A 22,505-nucleotide genomic window follows, 5' to 3' on the forward strand; every position below is an offset into this window, starting at 1 on the left:
CGGCAATATTTCCTGCGAATAAAAAAGAGCCTCACGATAAATCGCAAGGCTCTTCAGAAAATAGGTCGGAGTCGGCCTGTAAGCCGGGTTCTGTTCCGGGTTGCCCCGGTAGCAATCATTCCTCTAGGCCAGCAATCGCTCACTGGCTCAAGCAACCTACCCGCCCCCAACGCGGGCCGCGCCAATAGGGGCCTATTTGGTCTTGCTTCGGGTGGAGTTTACCGTGCCACGAACTGTTGCCAGTCGCGCGGTGCGCTCTTACCGCACCCTTTCACCCTTACCTGATCCCTTGCGGGCCATCGGCGGTTTGCTCTCTGTTGCACTGGTCGTAGGCTCGCGCCTCCCAGGCGTTACCTGGCACCCTGCCCTATGAAGCCCGGACTTTCCTCCCCTCCGCCCGTCTGTCCCGAGGGACACAACGACGAAGCAGCGATTGCCCAGCCGACTCCGGGCGCGGATTATAGCCTTGTCCGCCACCCCGGGTAAACCGGCAATTGAGTTTCACCGCGATTAATAGTGCTAGAGGTCATCTTGGAAGAACATATTCCTCTTCATCCCACAATCAGGTATCCGCTGAACGGGCGAATCAGCGATGGCCGTTTTCCCCAACCTAGTGGTGCTCGAGACCATATTTGTAGAGTGCATTCTTCTTCACACCGTGGATCTCGGCGGTGAGCGCCGCCGCCTTCTTCAGCGGCAATTCGGCCACCAGCAGCCCCAGGGTACGGAGCGCCTCGGCTGGCAACTCTTCGTCTAGCTTGCTGGCACCGGCCACCACCAGCACGATTTCGCCGCGGCAGCGGTTATCGTCCTGGCCTAGCCAGGTGAGCATCTCGGAGGCGGGCAGACCATGGATGGATTCGAAGGTCTTGGTCAGCTCGCGGCACACCACCACCTGACGCTCCCCCAGGATGCGAGCGATCGCTTCCACCGTATCCTGCACCCGACGCGGCGATTCGTAGAACACCAGGGAGCGGGTATCTTCGATGACGGCCTGCAGCCTGTCGTCGCGCCCCTTGGCCTTGGCCGGCAGGAATCCCTCGAAGGCGAAGCGGTCGGTGGGCAGTCCGGCGGCAGAGAGTGCCGTGATGGCGGCGCAAGGGCCCGGCAGCGGCACCACCTTGACCCCGGCCTCGCGACAGCGGGTGACCAAGTGATAACCGGGGTCGCTGATGAGCGGGGTGCCCGCATCCGACACCAGGGCCACGCTCTTGCCTTCCTTGATCCGGCCGATCAGCACATCGGCCTTCTGCTGCTCGTTGTGATCGTGCAGGGCGAAGGTCGGAACCGAGATCTGGTAGTGGCTGAGCAGGATACCGGTATGACGCGTATCCTCGGCGGCCACCAGATCGACGCTGCGTAAAATGTTCAATGCACGCTGGGTGATATCCGCCAAATTACCGATGGGAGTGGGGACTATATACAGGGTTGGGATGTCACTCATGGGATCTCCGAGTGTCCCGACAATTGTGTCGCCATATTGGCCCGTTTACACTATGGAGAACTTCAACACTGGTCGGGGAATGAACTTGAACCGGGTTACAAAGCAGCTAAGTGTATCACGACTCTTCGGCATCCTACTCGCGGCAGTACTGCTGACCGCCTGTGCGTCGGAGCCCAACCCATCTTCCGGACAGCCAGGCATGCCGTCGGCTTTCTCGGATCTGACCAAAAATGCCCAGTGGTATCTGGAGCAGGTGGATCCCGCCAAACCGGCCGAGGCCTTCAGCTGGCAGGTGATGGCGGCCCGCAGCTACCTGGCGCTGGGCCAGGCCAAACCGGCTGTCGCCCTGTATCAGCAACTGCAGAAACAGGCCAAGAGCCCGGAGCAGCAGGCGCAACTGCAACTGTTGCAGGCACATCTGTTGCTGGCGCAGGGCAACGCCAATCAGGCCTTGATCCTGCTGGAGGGTAAGCCTGAGGTGGCGCTCGATGCCGATACCCAGAAGGATTGGTATCGCCAGCGCGTGGTGCTGCAGCTGGACATCAACAACAAGTTTGGTGCCGCCAAGTCGCTGATCCTGCTGGAGCCCTATCTGGCCCAGAATGAGCTGGCGACCAACCACCAGCAGATCTGGTCCATGCTCAAGAGCATGACCCCCTCCACCCTGCAGGCGCTGGAAGAGGCCCCGGCCCCCGACGTGACCACCGGCTGGCTGCGGCTGGCTGCCCTGGTGAACGAGTTCGGGGCCCAGCCCAGTCAGCTCGCCCGCCAGCTGGCGGGCTGGAAGCAGGCATTCCCTAACCACCCAGCCCAGACCGACATGCCGGCAGGGCTTGGGGATCTGGCCACCGGCGACGTCGGCTCGCTGCAGCAGGTCGCCGTCTTCCTGCCCCTCTCCGGCAACCTGGAGGCCCAGGGGGCGGCCATCCGCAACGGCATGCTGATGTCCTACAAGGAGAACCAGGGTCAATTCACCCTGAACTTCTACGACACCCAGAGCAAGGCGATGGGAGAGCTCTACAAGCAGGCGATCCAGGAGGGGGCCAACATGATCATTGGCCCGCTGCTCAAGGACAGGGTCGCGGAGCTGCTCAAGGCCAACCCGACAGTGCCGGTGCTGGCCCTCAATGAGCTGGACAAGCCGATCGTCAACGACAACACCTACTACTTCTCCCTCTCCGCCGCCGCTGACGCGTCTCAGGCTGCCCAGTACCTCTATGGTCAGGGCTACCGCAAGCCGCTGCTGATCGCGGCGCAAGGCCGGATTGGCTACAGCAGCATCAAGGCGTTCGAGCAGGCTTGGGCCGGCGTGAGCCAGGAGAAGCCCGTGGTCGCCACCTTCGGGGCGCGCAACGAGGTGCAGGGCATGGTCAAGAATGCTCTGAGCGGTCGATCCAGCGCCCGGGCGGGGGAAATCGTCCAGCTCTCCGATGCGGCTCCGCGCAGTATCGATGCGGTCTATGTGGTGGCCAACAGCCTGGAGACCCGGATGATCAAGCCCTACGTGGACATCTCGGTCGAGCCCATGGGCAGCCTGCCGATCTACAGCAGCTCCAGGGGTTATGACAGCGCGGCGACCGAGGTAGCGTCCGAACTCAACGGCATGCACATCTCCGACATGCCGCTGCTGCTGGGTGGCTACGAGAAACAGCGGGAACAGATTGCCCTGCTCTGGCCACAGACCCAGGGTGACCTGCTGCGACTGTTCGCCCTCGGCTACGATGCGGTCAGCCTGGCTGACAACCTGCAGCAGATGCGCAGGGTCAATGCCATGCAGCAGCCTGGCATGAGCGGGCAGCTGAGCGTGGATCCCCAGGGCAACATAGTGCGCATGCTGGATTGGGCCGTCTACCAGAACGGCAAGCTGGTCAGCGATAGCGCCGTGCCCCAGCTCGAGGAGAGCTCCCATGAAGAAGCTACTGGCACAACTGCACCAGCAGTGGTTGAACCTGTTGCCGTCGGCGGCGACGAGCAAGGGACAGCACTTTGAGCGAGTAGCGGAACGCTGGTTGCAGGCCCAGGGCCTGCAACCCGTGACCCGCAACTACCGCTGCCGGGGTGGTGAAATAGATCTGATCATGCGCCAGGGGGATACCCTGGTGTTTGTCGAGGTCAGATTCCGCGCTCACGCCAGCCATGGCGGAGCCGCCGGCTCGGTCACCCGACGCAAACAGCACAAGATCGTGCTGGCCGCGCGCCACTATTTCAAGCAACATGCCATCAACGAGGCCGGCCAGGCCTGCCGATTCGATGTGATCGCGTTCGAGGGCGACCAGCCAGACTGGATCCAAGACGCATTTTAAGAGGACCCCATGACTGATCCCATCAAAGAGAATTACACCGAAAGCATCCAGACCAAGATAGCCGCCGCCGAGGCCCTGCCGGATGCCATCCATACCGCAGCCCAGATGCTGACCATATGCCTGCTCAATGGCCACAAGGTGATGGCATGCGGCAATGGCCCTTCCGCCGCGCTAGCGCAGCTGTTCATCTCCGAGCTGGTGAACTGCTACGAGACCGAGCGCCCCTCCCTGCCCGGGATGGCGCTGACCCCCGACATGGCCACCATCAGCGCCATCGCCACCGATCATGGCTTCGAAGAGGTCTATGCCAAGCAGATCCGTGCACTGGGTCAGCCCGGCGATATCCTGGTGGTCATCACCACCACCGGCAACAGCCGTAGCCTGATCAAGGCAGCGGAGGCGGCCCTCTCCCGCGATATGACGATCATCGTGCTCGGCGGCGGTGACGGTGGCGAGATCGCCGGTCTGCTCGGTCCCAACGATGTGGAGATCCGGGTGCCATCCGCCCGTCGTCCCCGCATTCTGGAAGTGAACCTGTTGACCCTGCACTGCCTCTGTGATCTCATCGACCAGACTCTTTTCCCTCAACAGGAAGATTGAAACCATGAACAAGCATTTTCTCGTACTCGGCCTGCTGGCCGGCGCCCTGCTGCTGCAGGGCTGTGCCGCCCTCGTGGTGGGTGGCGCGGCAGGCACCGCCAAGGCGACGGGCGATCGTCGCACCCTGGGAGCCCAGTGGGACGATCAGACCATAGAGCTGAAGGCAGCCAACCTGCTGGCCGACAACAAGCAGCTGAACAGCGCCAGCAAGATCAGCGTCTACAGCAACAACGGCCGTGTGCTGATCGTCGGTCAGACACCTTCTGACGCCTACAAGCAGGAGGCGGGCAAGATAGTGGGACGGATCGAAGGGGTGCGCCACGTCTACAACGAGCTGCGCCTCGGCAAGCCGGTGAGCATAGGGGTACGCAGCAACGATTCCTGGATCACCTCCAAGGTGCGGGCCGACATGCTGGCGGCCAAGGACTTTGACAGCACCAAGGTCAAGGTGGTGACCGAGAATAGCGAGGTGTTCCTGATTGGCCTGGTGACCCGCAAGGAAGGGGATCAGGCGGTCGAGATCGCCCGCCACGTCAGCGGCGTGAAGCAGGTCATCAAGGCGTTCGAGTTTGCCCAGAACTGAGTGGCTAACAACCCGCAATAAAAAACGCAGCCAACTGGCTGCGTTTTTTATTTAATGACTTTCAGGGTCGGACGTCCGCTTGGGCGCGGTGGTTCCGGCTCAGGCTCTGCCTGTGCCTCGGCCTGCTCCAGCCAGAGATCATAGCCAGGCTCAGGCGGGAACAGGGTTCCCACCCCGTTCTCCCGGGCATGGATGGCCAATATGGCCGCCATGGGGATGTAGACCTGCTGCGACACGCCGCCGAAGCGGGCGCTGAAGCTAACGGCCTCATTGTCCATGTGGAACTGCCCCACGGCCCGTGGCGCTATGTTCAGGACGATCTGGCCATCCTGTACAAACTGCATCGGCACCATTACGTGAGGGACGTTGACGTTGACCACCAGGTGCGGGGTCAATTCGTTATCCAGCAGCCAGTCGAAGAACGCCCGCAACAGATACGGGCGACTGGGGGTCATGGTAGGTTCCATACTCATACGCCGGCACGGATCTCGCGCTCGGCCTCGGTCAGGGAAGCCTGGAAAGATTCACGCTCGAACAGACGTATCATGTAGGCCTTCAGTTCCTTGGCGCCACGACCGGCGAAGTCGATGCCCAGGCTCGGCAGACGCCACAGCAGGGGTGCCATGTAACAGTCGACCAGACCGAACTCTTCGCTCATGAAGTAGGGCATCTCGCCGAAGATCGGGGCGATGGCCAGCAGGTTGTCACGCAGTTCCGCACGGGCGGCATCGGCATCGGTACCCGCCATGATCTTGTCGGCCAGCGAATACCAGTCCAGCTCGATGCGGTGCATCATCAGACGGCTGTTGCCACGGGCCACCGGATAGACCGGCATCAGCGGCGGGTGCGGGAAGCGCTCGTCCAGATATTCCATGATGATGCGCGAGGTGTACAACGCCAGTTCACGATCCACCAGGGTCGGTACAGTGTTGTACGGGTTCAGCTCGGCCAGCTCATCCGGCAGGTTGCTCGGGTCAACCTGGCAGATATCCACGCTAACACCCTTCTCCGCCAGGACAATGCGCACCTGATGGCTGAACATATCGTTGGCACCGGAAAACAGCGTCATTACCGAACGCTTATTGGCAGCTACAGCCATTGAACCCTCCCGTCATTAAAAAGCAGAAACGGCAATGAAGCATTTCGAACCTCATTGCCGTGCGTCATATTACTCTGATCTGGTCGCTTAGTGAACGTCGCGCCAGAATTCCTTCTTCAATAGCACAGTGAAGATGAAGAAGATAACGATGAATCCGAGCACCCAGAAGCCCATGCGTTCGCGCTCCTGCTGTACCGGCTCAGCCGAGTAGACCAAGAAGTTTACCAGATCCAGTACCGTCTGATCATACTCTTCGTTATTCATTTCACCGTTGCCGTCAGATTTGATGCTGACGACTCGCTGCACCGCCTGTCCATCGACCTCGTGGGAGCCAAATTCGGCACGGGGGGTTCCCTGCAGCGGCTCCAGCACATGGGGCATGCCCACGGACGGGAAGACCGCATTGTTCACCCCGAACGGCCGGGTCTCATCCACGTAGAAGGCGCGCAGATAGGTGTAGATCCAGTTCGCCCCACGCACCCGCGCCACCAGGGTCAGATCCGGCGGTGGCGCCCCGAACCAGCGCGCAGCATCCTTCTCGGACATGGCACTCTTCATCAGATCACCGATCTTGGCGCCGGTGAAGACCAGGTTCTCCCGCATCAGCTCCTCCGGAATACCGATATCGGTGGCCACCCGGTTGTAGCGCTGATATTGAGTGGAGTGGCAACCCGCACAGTAGTTCATGAAGGTGGTGGCCCCACGCTGCAGGGACGCCTTGTCGCTCAGGTTGTACTCGGCCTTGTCGAGCGGGAAACCGCTGCCTGACGCCAGCACCAGGCTGGGCAGCAGGGCCAGCACTGCAAAAATAATTCTTTTCATTTGAATGTCACCCTCTCCGGCAGCGGCTTGGTGTTTTCATTCTTGCTGTAGAAGAACAACAGGACGAAGAACCCGAAATACCCCAGTGAGCAGATCTGTGCGAGCAGGGTCAGCGTCGGAGTCGATGGCAAGACGCCAAGCACACCCAGGATGACGAAGCAGACCACGAACTGGGCGATGTTCAGCTTGTGCAGGGTGCTGCGATAGCGCACCGAGCGCACCTTGCAGCGATCCAGCCAAGGCAACAGGAAGAGCACTACGATGGATAGTCCCATCATGATGACCCCCAGCAGCTTGTCAGGCACCGCCCGCAAGATGGCGTAGAAGGGGGTGAAGTACCAGACCGGGGCTATGTGCTCCGGGGTCTTCAGACCATTCGCCACTTCGAAGTTCGGCTTCTCGAGGAAGTAACCCCACATGTCCGGCTTGAAGAAGATAATGGCGCAGAACAGGAACAGGAAGCCCGCCACCCCGATCATGTCCTTGACGGTGAAGTAAGGATGGAACGCCACCGCATCCAGCGGCCAGCCTTTCTCGTCCTTGTGCTTCTTGATGTCGATGCCGTCCGGGTTGTTGGAGCCCACCTCGTGCAGCGCCAGGATATGCATGGCCACCAGCATCACCAGCACCAGCGGCAGCGCGATGACATGCAGCGCGAAGAAGCGGTTCAGGGTCGCGCCAGATATTACATAGTCACCGCGGATCCACAGGGTCAGATCGTCACCTATGACAGGGATGGCACCAAACAGCGAGATGATGACCTGGGCTCCCCAGAATGACATCTGTCCCCAGGGCAGCAGGTAGCCCATGAAGGCCTCCGCCATCAACACCAGGAAGATCAGCATGCCGAAAATCCACAGCAGCTCGCGCGGCTTCTGGTAGGAGCCGTAGATCATGCCGCGGAACATGTGCAGATAGACCACCACGAAGAAGGCCGAGGCGCCGGTGGAGTGCATATAGCGCAGCAACCAGCCGTAATCCACATCCCGCATGATGTATTCCACGGAGGCAAAGGCGCCCTCCGCCGACGGGTTGTAGTTCATGGTCAGCCAGATGCCAGTGATGATCTGGTTGACCAGCACCAACATGGCAAGCGAGCCGAAGAAATACCAGAAGTTCAGGTTCTTGGGGGCCGGGTACTTGGCCATGTGGTCGTTGTACATGGCGGTGAGCGGGAAACGATCGTCGATCCAGCCCATGAGTTTGGCAAACATGGTCAGGCCTCCTTGCCATCGGCACCCACCAGAATGGTGGTGTCGCTAAGATATTGATATGGCGGAATGACCAGATTCAGTGGCGCAGGCACGCCCTGGAACACTCGACCAGCCATGTCGAACTTGGAACCATGGCACGGGCAGAAGAAGCCGGAGGCCACCCCCTGCACCTGCTCGCCGAAGCTGTCAGGCAGGTAGGAAGGCGAACAACCCAGGTGCGTACAGATACCGACGGCGACGAAGATCTCCGGCTTGATGGATCTGTAGCCGTTGTGGGCGTAGTCCGGTTGTTGCGGCTCATCGGAGGCAGGATCGCGCAGCTTGTCATCGTGCGCAGCCAGGGCATCCAGCGTCTGCTTGGTGCGTTTCACCACCCAGACCGGCTTGCCGCGCCACTCGACGCGAATGAGCTGACCCGGCTCCAACTTACTGATATCCACTTCGACCGGGGCCCCTGCCGCTTTGGCTTTGGCGCTCGGGTTCCATGACTTTATAAACGGCACTGCGGTAAAAGCAGCTCCTACTCCACCAACGGCAACCGTTGACCAGGTAAGAAATCTGCGGCGACCGGTATCAACTGGCGCATTGCTCATCCAAAAACTCTCCCATGTGGACTCTGCTCATTCTTATAGTGTCCCCGTTCCCCTCTCTCCCGATGACAACTGCAACGGAAGCCGTATGGCAATTGACACAGAAAGACCATGGAAATTTTAAAGAAAAGATAACAATTTGACAAGAAAGAGAAGCGATGGGTGAAAACAATAAATACACAAATATTTGTCTTTTGTGACCTGTGGTTAGCATTGGCGTAGGGAATATTACCAATAAAAAAAGCCTGGCAGTTGCCAGGCTTTTTTGACACTCGTGAGAGTGCGTACCAAAAGCGAATTAACGCTTGGAGTACTGCGGACGCTTACGAGCTTTGTGCAGACCGACTTTCTTACGCTCAACCTTACGGGCATCACGAGTAACAAAGCCTGCTTTACGCAGTTCGCCGCGCAGGGTCTCATCGTACTGCATCAGAGCACGAGTGATACCGTGGCGGATCGCACCAGCTTGACCGGAGATGCCGCCACCGTTAACGGTGATGTACAGATCCAGTTTCTCGGTCATTTCAACCAGTTCCAGCGGCTGACGAACTACCATGCGGGCAGTCGGACGGCCGAAGTACTGCTCCAGGGAGCGCTGGTTGATGATGATTTTGCCGCTACCCGCTTTCATAAAGACGCGAGCAGTGGAGCTTTTGCGACGGCCGGTACCGTAGTATTGATTTTCTGCCATGTTGCCAGTTCCCGATTAGATATCCAGTACTTGAGGTTGCTGAGCAGCATGAGCGTGCTCGGCGCCTGCGTAAACTTTCAGTTTACGGAACATGGCACGGCCCAGCGGGCCCTTCGGCAGCATACCTTTGACGGCAGCTTCGATAACCATTTCCGGTTTACGCTGAATCAGCTTGTCGAAGCTGATTGACTTGATACCACCCGGGAAACCGGAGTGAGAATGGTAGATTTTATCGGTAAATTTCTTACCGGTAACGTGTACCTTCTCAGCGTTTACAACGATGATGTAATCACCGGTGTCAACGTGCGGAGTGTACTCAGCTTTGTGCTTACCACGCAGACGAGCAGCGATCTCGGTTGCGATACGACCCAGAGTTTTACCTTCTGCGTCCACAATGTACCAGTCACGTTTTACGGTTTCTGGCTTGGCAACGAAAGTTTTCATTAAGTTAAACCCAATTACCTGTTACAGACCCAATTGCTTATGGGGGCTCTCCCACAAACAACAAACGATGGCCTACCTGTACCCCTTCGAATACAAGTAAAGCTTAAAGTGTTGCTGTCTTATCGACAGCTGTAACGTGGGCCGGGCGATTATAAGTGAAGTTGCCTTAAATATCACCTGCTAATTTCACTGCCATGAAGCTAGCAAATGTCGCCCGGCCCTACCTGCCGCAGATGCCCATCCGACTGGCAGGCGCGGTATTGTGACTAAGGAAGGTGCACTCTTGCAAGGTATTCGTGCGATTGCATTTCCTGAAGCCGCGAAAGACAACGCTTGAATTCGAAATTCAGCAGGCCATCCCCGTAGAGTGCTGACATGGGCACCGCCGCCGACAGTATGAGTTTGACGTGCCGCTCATAGAACTCGTCCACCATGGCGATGAAGCGGCGGGCCGCGTCATCCGTGCCGGTGCCCATGGGTTGGACATTGGCCAGCAGCACGGTATGAAACTCCCTTGCCAGTTCGATGTAGTCCCCCTGTGAGCGGGGGGTACAGCAAAGTTGCTCGAACTCCATATAGAGCACCCCTTCCCCCATCCCCAACGTGCTCAGCTGGCGATGATTGACCTCCAGCATGGCCGCACTGACCTGCTCCTGACCGCTCAACTGCCCAAAATAGCGATCGAGGTTGCATTTGGCCTGCTGATCCAGCGGGAAGTGATAAATCTCCGCCTGCTCCAGCGTGCGCAGGCGATAGTCGACGCCACCGTCCACGTTAAGTACCTCGCAATGGCGCTCGATGAGCGCGATGGCGGGTAAAAAACGGGCGCGTTGCAGGCCATTGCGATAAAGCTCCTGCGGCGGGATGTTGGAGGTCGCCACCAGCACCACCCCGTGGCCGAACAGCGCCTGGAACAGGGTGCCCAGCAGCATGGCGTCGGTGATGTCGGAGACAAAGAACTCGTCGAAGCAGATGATATCCGTCTCGCCGGCCAGCTTGCTGGCGATGAGCAGGAGAGGGTCGGCCTGGCCGGTCAAGCCCTTCAGCTCGGCGTGGATCCGGTGCATGAAACGGTGGAAGTGGATGCGCAGTTTACGCTCACCCGGCAGGCTCTCGAAGAAAGTATCCATCAACCAGGTCTTGCCTCGGCCCACACCGCCCCACATATAGAGTCCCAGGACGGGAGTCGGTGGCTTGGTTTTTTGCAGCCATCCCAACAGGCCGCGGGATCTGGTCGGAGTCGGGCTGGCGCACAAATCCTGATAGAGTCGCTCCAGGTGGCTCACGGCCATCGCCTGAGCCGGGTCGGCCAAAAAGCCGGGGCGCTGCAAATCCTGCTGATATTTTTGCTGCGGGGTCATCCTGTAAACCGCCTCCAAGTCCCTGAATGAAGGACAAAATGGTATCACGCTCTCGGGGGGCACGGTATAGTGCCAACGAGGCATAGCGGTCAATCTGGCCGTCTCAACACTCATCGATTTAGCTGTAACAAGGAGCTTCTATGACTCTGTTAAACGGGATCCTGCTGGCGGTAGCCGCTCTGATCATCGGCGTTCTGGTCGGTCGTTTCACGGTCCGCAGCCGGGATGCCGGGCGCCTGGAACAGGAGCTGAAAAAGGCCCATAAGGAACTGGAAAGCTATCAGGGCCAGATCACGACCCACTTTGCCGACAGCGCCGCCCTGATGGAGCAGCTGGCCGAGCAATACCAGACCCTCTATCGCCACATGGCCGAGCAGAGCAAATTCCTGGCCAAGGTCCAGGAGCCGCTGTTCCGTGAATCCCAGGTCGAAGAGGGCAGCGATGCCTCCAGCAACGAGGAGCCGGGCCTGCCGCCGCGCGACTATGCCGGCGCCTCCGGCCTGCTCAAACAACCCAGCTAGTCCCTAGTGGAACTAATTACGCCTTATCGTGGTCAGACCTTGACGATTGCCATGCAACTTTTTCTGGGAGCTGTTTCTCATATGCGTAAATCTCTTTCTGTGTTCAGTGTCTTAGCCCTCAGTGTCGGTATCGCCCTGTCTGCGGCGCCAGCGCAGGCTGCCCTGCCCTTGCTGTCGAACACTCAGGAAATGCCGAGCCTGGCCCCCGTGCTCGAGCAGGTGACCCCTGCCGTGGTCAACATCTCCGTCTCTGGCAAGAAGATCACGCGCCAGCGTCTGCCGGAACAATTCCGTTTCTTCTTCGGCCCCAACATGCCTGACGAGCAGGTGAGCGAGCAGCCCTTCCAGGCGCTGGGCTCAGGCGTCATCATCGATGCCAAGAAGGGCTATGTGATCACCAACGCCCACGTGGTTCACGATGCGGACGAGATCAAGGTCAATCTGAAGGACGGCCGTGAATACGCCGCCAAGAAGATTGGCGAAGACAAGCAGTCCGATATCGCGCTGCTGCAAATCAAGGCCGAGGATCTGGTGCAGATCAAGTTCGCCGACTCCGACGAGCTGCGGGTCGGTGACTATGCGCTGGCCATCGGCAACCCGTTCGGCCTGGGCCAGACAGTCACCTCGGGCATCGTCAGTGCCCTGGGCCGCAGCGGCCTCAACATCGAGAACCTGGAGAACTTCATCCAGACCGATGCGGCCATCAACTCCGGCAACTCGGGCGGCGCCCTGCTCAACCTGCGCGGTGAGCTGATCGGCATCAACACCGCCATCCTGGGGCCGAACGGCGGCAACATCGGCATCGGCTTCGCCATTCCGTCCAACATGGTGCGCGATCTGTCCGATCAGATTGTCAAGTACGGCGAAGTGCGCCGCGGCCAGTTGGGGATCACCGGCACCGAGCTGACCAACGAAATCGCCAAGACCTTCGGTTACAACAAGAAGGACGGCGCCTTCGTCAACCAGGTCATGCCTGACTCCGCCGCCGACAAGGCCGGCATCAAGGCCGGGGACATCATCATCAGCATCGATGGCAAGCCTATCCGCTCGTTCGGTGAGCTGCGCGCCAAGATTGCGACCATGGGGGCCGACAAGCAGGTTGCCCTTGGCCTGATCCGCGATGGCAAGGAGCAGAGCGTCAAGGTCACCCTGAAGAAGGCCGATGACAGCGAGATCCTCGCCAGTGCCCTGCACCCGGCACTGGAAGGCGCCAAGCTCAGCACCACCACAGAGCCGGTCACCGGCGTGGCTGTCTCCGATATCGATCCGCGCTCCCCTGCCGCCGCCTCCGGTCTGCAGAAGGGCGACATCATCATCGGGGTCAACCGCCTGCGCATCAACTCGCTGGGCGAGCTGACCAAGGTGTTGAAGAACAAGCCGGACGTGCTGGCACTGAACATTCAACGCGGCGACTCCTCGCTCTATTTGGTGATCCGTTAAGTCCCTCACACCCGCGGCAACCGCCGCGGGTGATTTTTATCCACCGATAGTGTTATTCTCTGCGCGCAGCATGTACGGACGAGAATGACATGAAAATCCCACCTTTGATCAGTTACTTGGGCAAGTCCGTCGGCTTCGGCCTCACCGTCGCGGCGCTCCTGTTGCTGCTGTTTCCCAATTTTCGAGGTGGTGCCCCCCTGCCGGGCCTCATCACCAATGCCCGCGAGCTGAGCTTCTCCTACGCCGCCCATCGCGCCGGCCCTGCCGTCGTCAACATCTACACCCGCAGCTTCGCCGGCAATCGTGGCGAGAAGGCCGAACTCAGGCCACAGGGACTGGGCTCCGGCGTCATCATGAACCAGCGCGGCCACGTGCTGACCAACTACCACGTCATCGCCGATGCGGACCAGATCATAGTCGCGCTGCAAGATGGCCGGGTATTCAGCGCCGAGCTGATCGGCACCGACAAGCTGACCGATCTGGCGGTGCTCTACATCGAATCGGATAACCTGCCGGTCATCCCTCAGGATCCGGAGCGGCTGCCGGATGTGGGGGACGTGGTGCTCGCCATCGGCAACCCCTACAACGTCGGCCAGACCATCACCCAGGGCATCATCAGCGCCACCGGCCGGATCGGCCTCTCCAGCATGGGGCCGGACAGCAATGGCCGGCAGGATCTGCTGCAGACCGATGCCGCCATCAACGAGGGCAACTCGGGCGGCGCCCTGGTCAACGGCCGTGGCGATCTGGTGGGCATCAACACCGCCGCCTACCACCTCAACGGCAATCAGGAGAGCTACGGCATCAGCTTCGCCATCCCCTACAAGCTGGCCAAGCGCATCATGGACGAGCTGATCGCCAACGGCCGGGTCATTCGTGGCTACCTCGGCGTCTCCAGCGTCGAGATCAACCCCATAGTCGCGCGCATGATGAACCTCGGCGACCTGCAGGGCCTGGTGGTGGAAAGTCTGGATCCCAACGGTCCCGCCACCAAGGCGGGCCTCAAGCGGGGCGACGTGCTGCTCAAGATAAACGGGGAAGCCATCAGCGGCGTGCGGGCCGTGATGGACAGGATCGTCGAGAGCCGCCCCGGTACCAAGCTCCGCATCTCGGTGATCCGCAACGGCAAGCCGCTGGACGTCGAGGTCGTCATCGAGGAAGACGTGCGCTACCAGAACCTGCCGAGCACCAGCGCCGCCTCCGCCAGCTGAGGCGAGACCCGACCACCACAAGGGGCGCATTGGCGCCCCTTGTCATTCCTCCCTCCCTGGTTCCCCCGCATGAGTTCTCCCCCACTCCGTGAGATGACTCACAGTTTCCGCCAACGATCCCACCCTGGTCACCGCCGCGAAAGTGCGGGCCCGATCACATAGAGTCGGCTCCGATAGCCCCCCTTTGCTCCCCTGGCACACAGAAAGGGTCCCTTTCGAGGAGTTCCGGCCCGGGATTTCCATTTCGAATCGGAAAAACACTGCCTCCTCTGCATTTCCCCCCGGGCTTAGGGTAAGGCTATTCCTTCTGCCAGCCTTGGAGAGCAGACATTGACTACCGACACCCATGACACAGCCCTGACCCCGGACAGTCCGCCGCTGCTGCGCAAGACCGACCTGGTCCTGGCCCGCATCCACAGCCTGCTCGGCGAGCAGGGCATCATCCCCAACGAGGTGCAGAAGCAGATGCTCGCCTCCCACATCAAAGCCATGGTGTGGCGCTCTCATAGCGGTGAATCCCTGCCGGAGGTCGACCTCAGCCTGTTCGAGGAGATCTCCCCCCTTTCCCTGCGACTGGCCGAACAGGTCGTCGCCTGGCTGGACAGGCTGGCCCATGAAGAGGCGCACCTCTTGTCCGTCCATTTCGAAGTTGCCAAAGAAAATGAACTCAGCTCAGCTGCTCGACCAGTAACCACAGGAGATATCTAAATGTCAGCCATCAAACTCGTGATTGGAGATCGTCTCGGCAAGGGTCAGAAAGTGGGCGCAGGGGCGGAAGCCGCCGGCGCCAGCGTGACCGTCATCCCCGGCATGGCCGCGGACATGAAGCTCGGTGATGTGATGAACAAGGAGCAGGCGGATCTCGGCATCTCCTTCTGCGGCAGCGGCGGCGCCGGCGCCATCACCGCCCAGACCAAGTACGGCTACAAGTGCCGCTACGGCATGCGCTCCGTCGAGGAGGGCGTCACCGCCATCAACGACGGCTGCGTGGTGCTCGGCTTCGGCTTCATGGACAAGGAAGAGCTGGGCCAGAAGCTGGTCGAAGCCTTCGCCAAGAAACACGGTCGCGCCTGATGAAAGAGGACTTCACCACCCAGGTCATCGTCAACGGCAAGGGGACGACCCGCCAGCAGGCGTTCGCTTCCGCCCTCAGCCAGGTGCAGCACAGCCTGCTCAAGGACAACCCGCGGGTGATGCTGCGGATCGAGCCGGTCGAGGTACGGGTGCTCAAGGCCGAGGAGTCGGTCCGGGTGGAGAAGTTCCTGTTCTTCTTCCTGCCACGCCAGCGCCGCGAGTTCCGCGTCCAGCTGGAGATCACGGTCAAGGTCAGCAGCCTGGACGCCGACAAGGTGACGTTCACCCTGGTGTGATGCCTCGACGGGCACAACCCCACAAAAAGGACATGTTGGATGTTTCTAATCATTCTTTTCAAATCATTGATCATCGGCGGCCTGGTGGGCGTCGGGGTGGGAGCCGGCGCGGCGCGGATGTTCCACGCCCCGACCGTGCAGGGCATGGGCGCCTTCCGCACCCTGGGTGAGCTCAACTCCTGCGAAGGGGATCCCGCCTCCCACTTCTCCTTCGGCCTCGGCTTCTTCTTCAACGCCTGGGCCTCCACAGTGGCGGCCGGTGCCTTCACCCAGGACGTGGATCACCGCATCATCCCGCACTGGGCCACGGCCGCGCTGCTGGTCAAGAACCGGGATCTCGCCACCACCTTGCACGATCCCAAGAAGATGGCCATCGCCGGCGGCATCATAGGTGCCATCGTGGTCGCCTTCCTCAACAGCACCGCCGCCGCGGTTCCCGAGGCCCTGCAGGTCACCGCCGTCAAGGTGCTGGTGCCGGCCGCCAACCTGCTGGTCAACACCGTCATGCCGGTGATCTTCTGGCTGGCCGCCATCGAGGCGGGCAAGAAGTCCGGCTTCTGGGCCACCATCTTCGGCGGTCTGGCGCAGCTCATCATGGGCAACGCCGTGCCGGGTCTGGTGCTCGGCATCCTGATCGGCAAAGGGGTGGAAGAGAGCGGCTGGAACCATGTCACTCGCGTGATGATGGGCGCCATCGTACTGCTGTTCGTGCTGAGCGGATTCTTCCGCGGCTTCGATATGAAACTGATTGAATCCTTCCACATGGGCATTCCCCTGTGGCTGGAGAACGTCCATAACCTGCTTAGCGGCAAATAAGGGGCCACCACATGGATGAGAAACTGAGAAACAACTTCTGGTATGCCGACTGGTCCTTCCCCATCTTCGTCGGCCTGCTCTCGGCCGGCGTCTTCGCAGGGACCCACATGTTCTACCTGTATGGAGTCGGGGCCTTCAACGAGGTGGCCTTCGTCTCCATGCTGAAAGCCGGGATGGACACCGGCGCCTATGGCGCGGTCGCGGCCTTCGGCGCCAGCTTCCTGTTCGCCCGCATCATCGAGGGCTCCCTGGTGGGGATCCTGGATATCGGCGGCGCCATCCAGACCGGGGTCGGACTGGGTGTGCCCGCCCTGTTGCTGGGGGCCGGCATCGTCTACCCGATAGAGAACTTCGGTGCCTCGCTGGTGACCGGCATGGCCATCGGGGTCGCCATCGGCGGCATCATCATCCTGGCGCGCAAGTTCACCATCAACCAGAGCAACTCCACCTACGGGGCGGATGTGATGATGGGTGCGGGCAACAGCTCGGGGCGCTTCCTCGGCCCCCTGATCATCCTCTCCGCCATGGGCGCCTCCATCCCCATCGGGCTGGGCTCTCTGCTGGGTGCGCTGCTGTTCTACGTGTGGGGCAAGCCCATCACCGGCGGCGCCATCCTGGGTGCCATGCTGCTCGGGACCTTCTTCCCGATCGCCCTGGTCTAAGCACAGGCCGCCCTTCAGGGCGGCATTTCAGAGGTCATCAGCATGTATGACATGATCATCAGAGCGGGGCGCCAGGGAAACGGCGAGCTCATCGACATCGCCATCCAGGACGGCAAGATTGCGGCCCTCGGCCAGCTGCCAGCGACGGCCGAGGCGAAGCAAACCCTCACTCTGGCCGGTGCGGTCGGGGTGAGCGCGGGCTGGATCGACGGCCACACCCACTGCTATCCCGCCTCCCCCATCTATCAGGATGAACCGGACAAGGTCGGCGTAGAGTCCGGCGTCACCGCCGTCATCGATGCCGGCAGCACGGGCGCCGACGACGTGGACGCGTTCCAGCGATTGGCGGCCGGTTGCAAGACCCGGGTGCACGCCCTGCTCAACATCTCCCGCATCGGCCTGCTGCGCCAGAACGAGCTGGCCGACAGCCGGGATCTGGATGTCGGGCTGGCGTCTGCCGCCATCGCCCGCCACCCGCGGTTCATCGTCGGCCTCAAGGCCCGCATGAGCGGCAGCGTAGTGGGCGAGAACGGTCTGCAGCCGCTGCGCATGGCCAAGGCGCTGCAACAGGCCCACGGCCAGTTGCCGCTGATGGTGCATGTGGGCAACACCCCGCCCGAGCTGGACGAGATCGTCGCCCTGCTCGGCCAGGGGGATCTGCTGACCCACTGCTTCAACGGCAAGCCGAACCGTATCCTGACCCCGGCCGGCGAGCTGCGGGTCGCGGTGCGCGAGGCGATGCAACGGGGGCTGCAGCTCGACATCGGCCACGGTGGCGCCAGCTTCAGCTTCGAGGTGGCGGAGGCCGCCATCCGTCAGGGGATCCTGCCCCACACCATCAGCTCGGATATCTACTGCAAGAACCGCATCAAGGGGCCGGTGTACAGCCTGGCCCACGTGATGTCCAAGTTTCTCGCCATCGGCATGACGCTGGAGCAGGTGCTCGCCTGCGTCACCAGCCAGGCCGCCGAGGCGCTGCGCCTCCCTGGCAAGGGACGGCTCGAGCTGGGGGCCGATGCCGATCTGACCCTGTTCGAACTGGCCAGCGGCCCGGCCCTGTTTATGGATACCGAAACCCAGTCGCGCAGCGGCGATCTGCAACTGCTTCCCCTCGCCGCCCTGGTGGGCGGTGACCTGGTTCTCACTCAATATGGAAAATCCCACCATGCCTTCTGTGTATGAGAAATATCAGCTCAAACCGGTGATCAACGCCTCCGGGCGCATGACCCTCCTCGGCGTCTCCACCCCGGAGCAGGAGGTGGTCGACGCGGTCAACTTCGGCCTAGGCCACTACTTCGAGGTGAAGGATCTGGTCAACAAGACCGGCGCCTACCTCGCCGGCCTGCTCGGCGTGGAGGATGCGGTGGTGGTCTCCTGCGCCAGTGCCGGCATCGCCCAGTCGGTGGCCGCCGTCATAGTGCGCGGCGATGCCTACCGGCTGGAGCAGCTGCACGCCCATGCCCACGGGGTGCCGAGCGAGATAGTGCTGCCCAAGGGTCACAACGTGAACTTCGGCGCCCCGGTGGGCACCATGGTCAACCTGGGGGGCGGCAAGGTGGTGGAGGCTGGCTATGCCAACGAATGCTCCCCCGCCCAGCTGGCCGCCGCCATCAACCCCAATACCGCCGCCATCCTCTACATCAAGTCTCACCACTGCGTGCAGAAGAGCATTCTGTCGGTGGCCCAGGCCGCCGAGGTGGCCAGAGCCCACCAGCTGCCGCTCATCGTCGATGCGGCCGCGGAAGAAGACTTGCAGCTCTACTACAACCAGGGGGCGGATCTGGTCATCTACAGCGGTGCCAAGGCCATCGAGGGACCCACCAGCGGCCTGGTGCTCGGCAAACGCCAGTATGTGGAGTGGGTCAAGCAGCAGACCAACGGCATAGGCCGCGCCATGAAGGTAGGCAAGGAGGGGATCCTCGGCCTGACCCACGCCATCGAGCGCTATCTGGTCAAGGAGAAGGAGAGTGGCGCCGCCATGGTGGCCAAGATGACCCCCTTCATCGAGCGCCTCAACCAGTTGCCCGGCGTCAGGGCCCAGGTGGTGTGGGACAGTGCCGGGCGCGACATCGCCCGCACCGACATCGCCTTCGACCATGCCCGGCTCGGCATCACCACCCTGCAGCTGGTGGATCGCCTGCAACAGGGCAATCCGGCCATCTACTGCCGCGGCTACAAGGCCAACGAGGGCCACATCGAGATCGACGTGCGCAGCGTCAGCCCGGCCCAGCTCGACCAGATCCATGCCGCCATCGCCCAGTTAACCCAGGAGACCCGCTGATGTCCCTTACACCCAACTACTACCTTGACCGTGTCTGCCTCAACGTGCTGGCCGGCTCCAAGCAAAATGCCGCCGATATCTATGAGGCCGCCGAGGGCCACGTGCTGGTCGGCGTGCTCTCCAAGAACTACCCGGATGTGCCCTCCGCCGTCGCCGACATGGGTGAGTACGCGAAGCTTATCGACAACGCCCTCTCCATCGGCCTGGGCACAGGCGATCCCCGCCAGTCCGCCATGGTGGCCGAGCTGGCCCGCCAGCTGCAGCCCCAGCACGTCAACCAGGTGTTCACCGGGGTCGGTGCCAGCCGGGCGCTGCTCGGTCAGCCTCACACCCTGGTCAACGGTCTCATCTCCCCCACCGGCACCCCCGGCATGGTGAAGATCTCCACCGGCCCGCTGAGCGCCGGCCAGGCCGACGGCATAGTGCCCATCGATACCGCCATCGCCCTGCTCAAGGACATGGGGGGCAGCTCGGTCAAGTTCTTCCCCATGGGCGGCCTCGCCTGCCGTGACGAGTACCAGGCGGTGGCCGAGGCTTGTGCCCGCCACGGTTTCTGGCTGGAGCCCACCGGCGGCATCGATCTCGACAACTTCGAGGAAATAGTCCGCATCGCGCTGGCGGCCGGGGTCGAGAAGGTGATCCCCCACGTCTACAGTTCCATCATCGACGGCGAGAGCGGCCAGACCCGCCCCGAGGATGTGCGCACCCTGCTCGCCATGGTGAAGCGGCTGCTGGCGTGATATGACTGGCACCGGCCCACTTCCCGGCCGGTGCCTGGCTTGAGCATGTCCCGCTTGTTAACATCGATCCTCATCCCGCGACAGGAGTCTCGCTTCCCCATGACCAAGCTGCCCCACCCCAGACTCCATCAGCTGCTGACCCTGCTCCACGCCGAACCGCTGCCACAGGAGGAGCTCGCCCGTCGCCTCAATGTCTCCACCCGCACGGTGCGCACCGATGTGGCGACCCTCAACGAGCTGATTGCCACCCACGGTGGCCATCTGATCCACCAGCGCGGCTGCGGTTACCAGCTCAAGATCTACAATCAGGGGCTGTTTGATGAGTTGCTGGCGGCGCAGGAGCAGGAGAGCAGCCTGCCCCGTACCAGCCGTGAGCGGGTACTGCACCTGCAACTGCTGCTGCTCACCGCCGAACAGGGGATCAAGCTCGATGAGCTGGCGGATACCTGGTATCTGAGCCGGGCGGCGCTGCAGGGGGACATGGCGGAAGTGCGGGAGCGGCTCGCCCATTTCGGGCTCGGCATCGACAGCAAGCCGCGACTCGGCATGCGCATCCAGGGGGAGGAGACGGCGATCCGGGCCTGCCTCACCCAACTGCTCTATCGGGAACAGATCCGCAACCACCCGCTGCAAGGCTTGCTGCCGAACCTCTGCCCCAGCAAGACGCGGGAGGTCATCGGTAATCGCATTCATGCGCAGCTCGGCCATCATCAGCTGCGGCTGGCGGACGAGAGCCTGCAACAGCTCACCATCTACTGCGCCGTCGCCCTGCTGCGGCAGGCGGCAGGCCACGAACTGCTGGCGTTCAGCAGCGAGGACCTCACCGCCCCCCTGGCGGCCGTGGCCCGCGACATCTATGCCGAGCTGCCGACCCTGACGCCGCCGGGCGAGCAGGAGATCATCTGCCTCGCCATCCAGATCCAGGCCCGTCTCATCGCCGATACCCCGCAGCTCAGCCCGACCATGGCCGCCGAGAGCGCCCAGCTGGTCGCACACCTGCTGGACTACATCCACCAGCACTATCCCTATGATCTGCGCCACGACAGCCAGCTGCACTCCGATCTGCTGACCCACATCAGCGCCATGCTGCTGCGGATCAAATACCAGATCGGCAGCCACAATCCGCTGGCGGAACACATCAGGCAATATTATCCCCTCGCCTACGACATCACCCTGGCCGCCATCTCGGAGTGGATCAAGCAGACCCCCTATCACCTGACCCATCACGAGATAGGCTATCTGGTGATCCACATCGGGGTCGGGCTGGAGCGTCACTACGACATCGGCTACAGCCGTCCACCCCAGGCGCTGCTGCTGTGCGACGCGGGCAATGCCACCTTCCGGGTACTGGAGGCGCGCATCAAGCGGGAATACCCCCAGCTGCAGCTGAGCAGCCTGGAGTCGGTGCGGGACTACGAGAGCCTGCCACGGATAGCGCAGGACTTTGTCATCAGCACGGTCAAGGTGAGCGAGAAGAATGTCCCCGTGGTGCAGGTGGCGCCCTTCCCGACCCAGTACCAGCTGGAGCAGCTCGGCAAGCTGGTGCTGATCGATCGCACCCGCCCCTACCTGCTCGACAAGTACTTCGATGCCGAACACTTCATGGTGGTGGATGAACCGCTCAGCCAGGCTGGCCTGTTTGCCCGGATCTGCGATCGGCTGGAGCGGGAGGGTCTGGTGGAGGAGGGGTTCAGGGGATCCCTGCACGAGCGGGAGCGGATCGTCTCCACCATGCTGGGGGATGGCATAGCCCTGCCCCACTCCCTCGGCCTGCTGGCGCGCCGCACCCTGGTCTACACGGTGCTGGCACCTCAGGGCATCGACTGGGGCAATGGCGAGACCGCCACCCTCATCTTCGCGCTGGCCATCGCCAAGGCCGACTATGAGGAGGCGATGGGACTCTACGATCTGTTCCTGGCGCTGATGAATGAAAAAGCCAGCAAGAATCTGCTGGCTTGTCGGGATTTCGCCAGCTTCAAGGCGCTGGCACGCACCGGATCATGACGGGAGAGGAGGCGTGCCTCACTCCTCGTTGAAGCCCGAGGTGAACAGCGCCACCACGGCGGCCAGGGCCTCTTCTTCTTCCGGCCCCTCTACTTGCACCTCGACCTGTTTGCCCTGGGCGGAGTCCAGCATCAGCAGGCCGATCACGCTGTCCGCATCGGCCTCCACGCCGTCCTCGTTGCGCAGCAGCACATGGGCATCGAAACCCTGCACCAGCTCGAACAGCATCATGGCCGGTCTGGCGTGCATTCCCAGCTTGTTTTTGACTTCTACCGAGGCGGAAACAGTCATCTGAGCGTCCTATTGATC

At 61.6% G+C, this 22,505-nt stretch carries 26 protein-coding genes and 1 other RNA gene; 16 read left to right on the forward strand and 11 right to left on the reverse strand.

Features of this window, described 5'->3' with window-relative positions; all coding sequences use genetic code 11:
- Positions 1–63: 63 nt before the first annotated feature.
- Positions 64–449: RNase P RNA component class A (gene rnpB, locus KW825_RS13080), an RNA gene on the reverse strand.
- A gap of 161 nt (positions 450–610) precedes the next feature.
- Positions 611–1,444, reverse strand: a complete 834-nt coding sequence (gene rsmI / locus KW825_RS13085; RefSeq protein ID WP_042653266.1) for a 16S rRNA (cytidine(1402)-2'-O)-methyltransferase — start codon at positions 1,442–1,444, stop codon at positions 611–613.
- A 199-nt stretch (positions 1,445–1,643) separates the two neighbouring features.
- Here rsmI and KW825_RS13090 point away from each other — a divergent pair, with 199 nt between their 5' ends.
- The 4 genes from KW825_RS13090 to dolP are packed head-to-tail and all read left to right on the forward strand — an operon-like array spanning position 1,644 to position 4,930.
- Positions 1,644–3,434, forward strand: coding sequence for a penicillin-binding protein activator (locus tag KW825_RS13090; RefSeq protein ID WP_256353849.1), 1,791 nt, complete (start codon positions 1,644–1,646; stop codon positions 3,432–3,434).
- A complete protein-coding gene (locus tag KW825_RS13095) occupies positions 3,352–3,747 on the forward strand; it encodes a YraN family protein (RefSeq protein ID WP_218329464.1) in 396 nt (131 codons plus the stop codon). The genes KW825_RS13090 and KW825_RS13095 overlap by 83 nt, the downstream gene beginning before the upstream one ends.
- A gap of 9 nt (positions 3,748–3,756) precedes the next feature.
- On the forward strand, positions 3,757–4,347 hold the full coding sequence (locus KW825_RS13100; RefSeq protein WP_042653268.1) for an SIS domain-containing protein: 591 nt from the start codon (positions 3,757–3,759) through the stop codon (positions 4,345–4,347).
- 4 nt (positions 4,348–4,351) lie between these two features.
- Positions 4,352–4,930 (forward strand): division/outer membrane stress-associated lipid-binding lipoprotein, encoded by a 579-nt coding sequence (gene dolP, locus KW825_RS13105; RefSeq protein ID WP_218329465.1) that lies wholly within the window; start codon positions 4,352–4,354, stop codon positions 4,928–4,930.
- Between the two features lie 47 nt (positions 4,931–4,977).
- Here dolP and KW825_RS13110 read toward each other — a convergent pair whose 3' ends face one another.
- The 8 genes from KW825_RS13110 to zapE all read right to left on the reverse strand — a co-directional run bounded on the left by KW825_RS13110 (position 4,978) and on the right by zapE (position 11,151).
- Complete coding sequence (locus KW825_RS13110) at positions 4,978–5,403, reverse strand: ClpXP protease specificity-enhancing factor (RefSeq protein WP_042653270.1); 426 nt, start codon at positions 5,401–5,403, stop codon at positions 4,978–4,980.
- The gene (gene sspA / locus KW825_RS13115) at positions 5,400–6,029 is read right to left on the reverse strand and encodes a stringent starvation protein SspA (protein ID WP_042653271.1); all 630 of its coding nucleotides are present in this window, start codon (positions 6,027–6,029) and stop codon (positions 5,400–5,402) included. Before sspA ends, KW825_RS13110 begins: the two co-directional genes overlap by 4 nt.
- An 87-nt stretch (positions 6,030–6,116) precedes the next feature.
- Positions 6,117–6,851 (reverse strand): cytochrome c1, encoded by a 735-nt coding sequence (locus KW825_RS13120; RefSeq protein ID WP_218329466.1) that lies wholly within the window; start codon positions 6,849–6,851, stop codon positions 6,117–6,119.
- Positions 6,848–8,065, reverse strand: a complete 1,218-nt coding sequence (locus KW825_RS13125) for a cytochrome bc complex cytochrome b subunit (protein ID WP_042653273.1) — start codon at positions 8,063–8,065, stop codon at positions 6,848–6,850. The genes KW825_RS13120 and KW825_RS13125 overlap by 4 nt, the downstream gene beginning before the upstream one ends.
- Before the next feature lie 2 nt (positions 8,066–8,067).
- Positions 8,068–8,658, reverse strand: coding sequence for a ubiquinol-cytochrome c reductase iron-sulfur subunit (gene petA / locus KW825_RS13130; protein WP_218329467.1), 591 nt, complete (start codon positions 8,656–8,658; stop codon positions 8,068–8,070).
- A 295-nt stretch (positions 8,659–8,953) separates the two neighbouring features.
- Positions 8,954–9,346 (reverse strand): 30S ribosomal protein S9, encoded by a 393-nt coding sequence (rpsI, locus tag KW825_RS13135; protein ID WP_042653275.1) that lies wholly within the window; start codon positions 9,344–9,346, stop codon positions 8,954–8,956.
- A 15-nt stretch (positions 9,347–9,361) separates the two neighbouring features.
- On the reverse strand, positions 9,362–9,790 hold the full coding sequence (rplM, locus tag KW825_RS13140) for a 50S ribosomal protein L13 (protein WP_042653276.1): 429 nt from the start codon (positions 9,788–9,790) through the stop codon (positions 9,362–9,364).
- 266 nt (positions 9,791–10,056) lie between these two features.
- The gene (gene zapE, locus KW825_RS13145) at positions 10,057–11,151 is read right to left on the reverse strand and encodes a cell division protein ZapE (RefSeq protein ID WP_218329468.1); all 1,095 of its coding nucleotides are present in this window, start codon (positions 11,149–11,151) and stop codon (positions 10,057–10,059) included.
- A 140-nt stretch (positions 11,152–11,291) separates the two neighbouring features.
- On the opposite strand from zapE, the gene KW825_RS13150 reads away from it, so the two are divergent.
- The 12 genes from KW825_RS13150 (at position 11,292) to KW825_RS13205 (ending at position 22,196) form a co-directional block, all read left to right on the forward strand.
- Complete coding sequence (locus KW825_RS13150; RefSeq protein WP_218329469.1) at positions 11,292–11,672, forward strand: YhcB family protein; 381 nt, start codon at positions 11,292–11,294, stop codon at positions 11,670–11,672.
- A gap of 81 nt (positions 11,673–11,753) precedes the next feature.
- Positions 11,754–13,112, forward strand: a complete 1,359-nt coding sequence (locus KW825_RS13155; protein ID WP_042653279.1) for a Do family serine endopeptidase — start codon at positions 11,754–11,756, stop codon at positions 13,110–13,112.
- A gap of 89 nt (positions 13,113–13,201) precedes the next feature.
- Positions 13,202–14,323, forward strand: coding sequence for an outer membrane-stress sensor serine endopeptidase DegS (gene degS, locus KW825_RS13160; protein WP_042653280.1), 1,122 nt, complete (start codon positions 13,202–13,204; stop codon positions 14,321–14,323).
- 330 nt (positions 14,324–14,653) lie between these two features.
- Positions 14,654–15,031: a PRD domain-containing protein gene (locus tag KW825_RS13165; protein WP_218329470.1), complete on the forward strand. Its 378-nt coding sequence runs from the start codon at positions 14,654–14,656 to the stop codon at positions 15,029–15,031.
- Complete coding sequence (locus KW825_RS13170; RefSeq protein ID WP_042653282.1) at positions 15,032–15,397, forward strand: SFCGS family glycine-rich protein; 366 nt, start codon at positions 15,032–15,034, stop codon at positions 15,395–15,397.
- The gene (locus KW825_RS13175; RefSeq protein WP_033132301.1) at positions 15,397–15,693 is read left to right on the forward strand and encodes a DUF4312 family protein; all 297 of its coding nucleotides are present in this window, start codon (positions 15,397–15,399) and stop codon (positions 15,691–15,693) included. Before KW825_RS13170 ends, KW825_RS13175 begins: the two co-directional genes overlap by 1 nt.
- 39 nt (positions 15,694–15,732) lie before the next feature.
- Positions 15,733–16,509, forward strand: a complete 777-nt coding sequence (locus KW825_RS13180; RefSeq protein WP_033132300.1) for a DUF4311 domain-containing protein — start codon at positions 15,733–15,735, stop codon at positions 16,507–16,509.
- An 11-nt stretch (positions 16,510–16,520) separates the two neighbouring features.
- Positions 16,521–17,171: a DUF4310 family protein gene (locus KW825_RS13185; RefSeq protein ID WP_033132299.1), complete on the forward strand. Its 651-nt coding sequence runs from the start codon at positions 16,521–16,523 to the stop codon at positions 17,169–17,171.
- Between the two features lie 42 nt (positions 17,172–17,213).
- Complete coding sequence (locus KW825_RS13190) at positions 17,214–18,353, forward strand: amidohydrolase/deacetylase family metallohydrolase (RefSeq protein ID WP_218329471.1); 1,140 nt, start codon at positions 17,214–17,216, stop codon at positions 18,351–18,353.
- On the forward strand, positions 18,337–19,452 hold the full coding sequence (locus tag KW825_RS13195) for a DgaE family pyridoxal phosphate-dependent ammonia lyase (RefSeq protein ID WP_218291501.1): 1,116 nt from the start codon (positions 18,337–18,339) through the stop codon (positions 19,450–19,452). The genes KW825_RS13190 and KW825_RS13195 overlap by 17 nt, the downstream gene beginning before the upstream one ends.
- Complete coding sequence (locus tag KW825_RS13200; protein ID WP_218329472.1) at positions 19,452–20,192, forward strand: KDGP aldolase family protein; 741 nt, start codon at positions 19,452–19,454, stop codon at positions 20,190–20,192. The genes KW825_RS13195 and KW825_RS13200 overlap by 1 nt, the downstream gene beginning before the upstream one ends.
- 99 nt (positions 20,193–20,291) lie before the next feature.
- The gene (locus tag KW825_RS13205; RefSeq protein ID WP_218329473.1) at positions 20,292–22,196 is read left to right on the forward strand and encodes a transcription antiterminator; all 1,905 of its coding nucleotides are present in this window, start codon (positions 20,292–20,294) and stop codon (positions 22,194–22,196) included.
- An 18-nt stretch (positions 22,197–22,214) separates the two neighbouring features.
- On the opposite strand, the gene npr is transcribed toward KW825_RS13205, so the two are convergent.
- Entirely contained in the window at positions 22,215–22,487 is a 273-nt protein-coding gene (gene npr, locus KW825_RS13210; protein ID WP_042653289.1) for a PTS phosphocarrier protein NPr, read from the reverse strand.
- Positions 22,488–22,505: the final 18 nt, after the last annotated feature.

The organism is Aeromonas sp. sif2433 (genome assembly GCF_019218705.1).
GTDB lineage: Bacteria > Pseudomonadota > Gammaproteobacteria > Enterobacterales > Aeromonadaceae > Aeromonas > Aeromonas encheleia.

Bases quoted from the DNA above. Each gene is read 5' to 3' on its own strand.
- rplM (WP_042653276.1), bottom strand. From the start codon at position 9,790: ATGAAAACTTTCGTTGCCAAGCCAGAAACCGTAAAACGTGACTGGTAC.
- KW825_RS13125 (WP_042653273.1), bottom strand. From the start codon at position 8,065: ATGTTTGCCAAACTCATGGGCTGGATCGACGATCGTTTCCCGCTCACC.
- petA (WP_218329467.1), bottom strand. From the start codon at position 8,658: ATGAGCAATGCGCCAGTTGATACCGGTCGCCGCAGATTTCTTACCTGG.
- sspA (WP_042653271.1), bottom strand. From the start codon at position 6,029: ATGGCTGTAGCTGCCAATAAGCGTTCGGTAATGACGCTGTTTTCCGGT.
- npr (WP_042653289.1), bottom strand. From the start codon at position 22,487: ATGACTGTTTCCGCCTCGGTAGAAGTCAAAAACAAGCTGGGAATGCAC.
- KW825_RS13200 (WP_218329472.1), top strand. From the start codon at position 19,452: ATGTCCCTTACACCCAACTACTACCTTGACCGTGTCTGCCTCAACGTG.
- KW825_RS13190 (WP_218329471.1), top strand. From the start codon at position 17,214: ATGTATGACATGATCATCAGAGCGGGGCGCCAGGGAAACGGCGAGCTC.
- KW825_RS13150 (WP_218329469.1), top strand. From the start codon at position 11,292: ATGACTCTGTTAAACGGGATCCTGCTGGCGGTAGCCGCTCTGATCATC.
- KW825_RS13100 (WP_042653268.1), top strand. From the start codon at position 3,757: ATGACTGATCCCATCAAAGAGAATTACACCGAAAGCATCCAGACCAAG.
- KW825_RS13120 (WP_218329466.1), bottom strand. From the start codon at position 6,851: ATGAAAAGAATTATTTTTGCAGTGCTGGCCCTGCTGCCCAGCCTGGTG.
- rsmI (WP_042653266.1), bottom strand. From the start codon at position 1,444: ATGAGTGACATCCCAACCCTGTATATAGTCCCCACTCCCATCGGTAAT.
- KW825_RS13110 (WP_042653270.1), bottom strand. From the start codon at position 5,403: ATGAGTATGGAACCTACCATGACCCCCAGTCGCCCGTATCTGTTGCGG.
- zapE (WP_218329468.1), bottom strand. From the start codon at position 11,151: ATGACCCCGCAGCAAAAATATCAGCAGGATTTGCAGCGCCCCGGCTTT.
- KW825_RS13155 (WP_042653279.1), top strand. From the start codon at position 11,754: ATGCGTAAATCTCTTTCTGTGTTCAGTGTCTTAGCCCTCAGTGTCGGT.
- degS (WP_042653280.1), top strand. From the start codon at position 13,202: ATGAAAATCCCACCTTTGATCAGTTACTTGGGCAAGTCCGTCGGCTTC.
- KW825_RS13205 (WP_218329473.1), top strand. From the start codon at position 20,292: ATGACCAAGCTGCCCCACCCCAGACTCCATCAGCTGCTGACCCTGCTC.
- rpsI (WP_042653275.1), bottom strand. From the start codon at position 9,346: ATGGCAGAAAATCAATACTACGGTACCGGCCGTCGCAAAAGCTCCACT.
- KW825_RS13090 (WP_256353849.1), top strand. From the start codon at position 1,644: ATGCCGTCGGCTTTCTCGGATCTGACCAAAAATGCCCAGTGGTATCTG.
- KW825_RS13185 (WP_033132299.1), top strand. From the start codon at position 16,521: ATGGATGAGAAACTGAGAAACAACTTCTGGTATGCCGACTGGTCCTTC.
- KW825_RS13170 (WP_042653282.1), top strand. From the start codon at position 15,032: ATGTCAGCCATCAAACTCGTGATTGGAGATCGTCTCGGCAAGGGTCAG.
- KW825_RS13095 (WP_218329464.1), top strand. From the start codon at position 3,352: ATGAAGAAGCTACTGGCACAACTGCACCAGCAGTGGTTGAACCTGTTG.
- KW825_RS13195 (WP_218291501.1), top strand. From the start codon at position 18,337: ATGCCTTCTGTGTATGAGAAATATCAGCTCAAACCGGTGATCAACGCC.
- KW825_RS13175 (WP_033132301.1), top strand. From the start codon at position 15,397: ATGAAAGAGGACTTCACCACCCAGGTCATCGTCAACGGCAAGGGGACG.
- KW825_RS13180 (WP_033132300.1), top strand. From the start codon at position 15,733: ATGTTTCTAATCATTCTTTTCAAATCATTGATCATCGGCGGCCTGGTG.
- dolP (WP_218329465.1), top strand. From the start codon at position 4,352: ATGAACAAGCATTTTCTCGTACTCGGCCTGCTGGCCGGCGCCCTGCTG.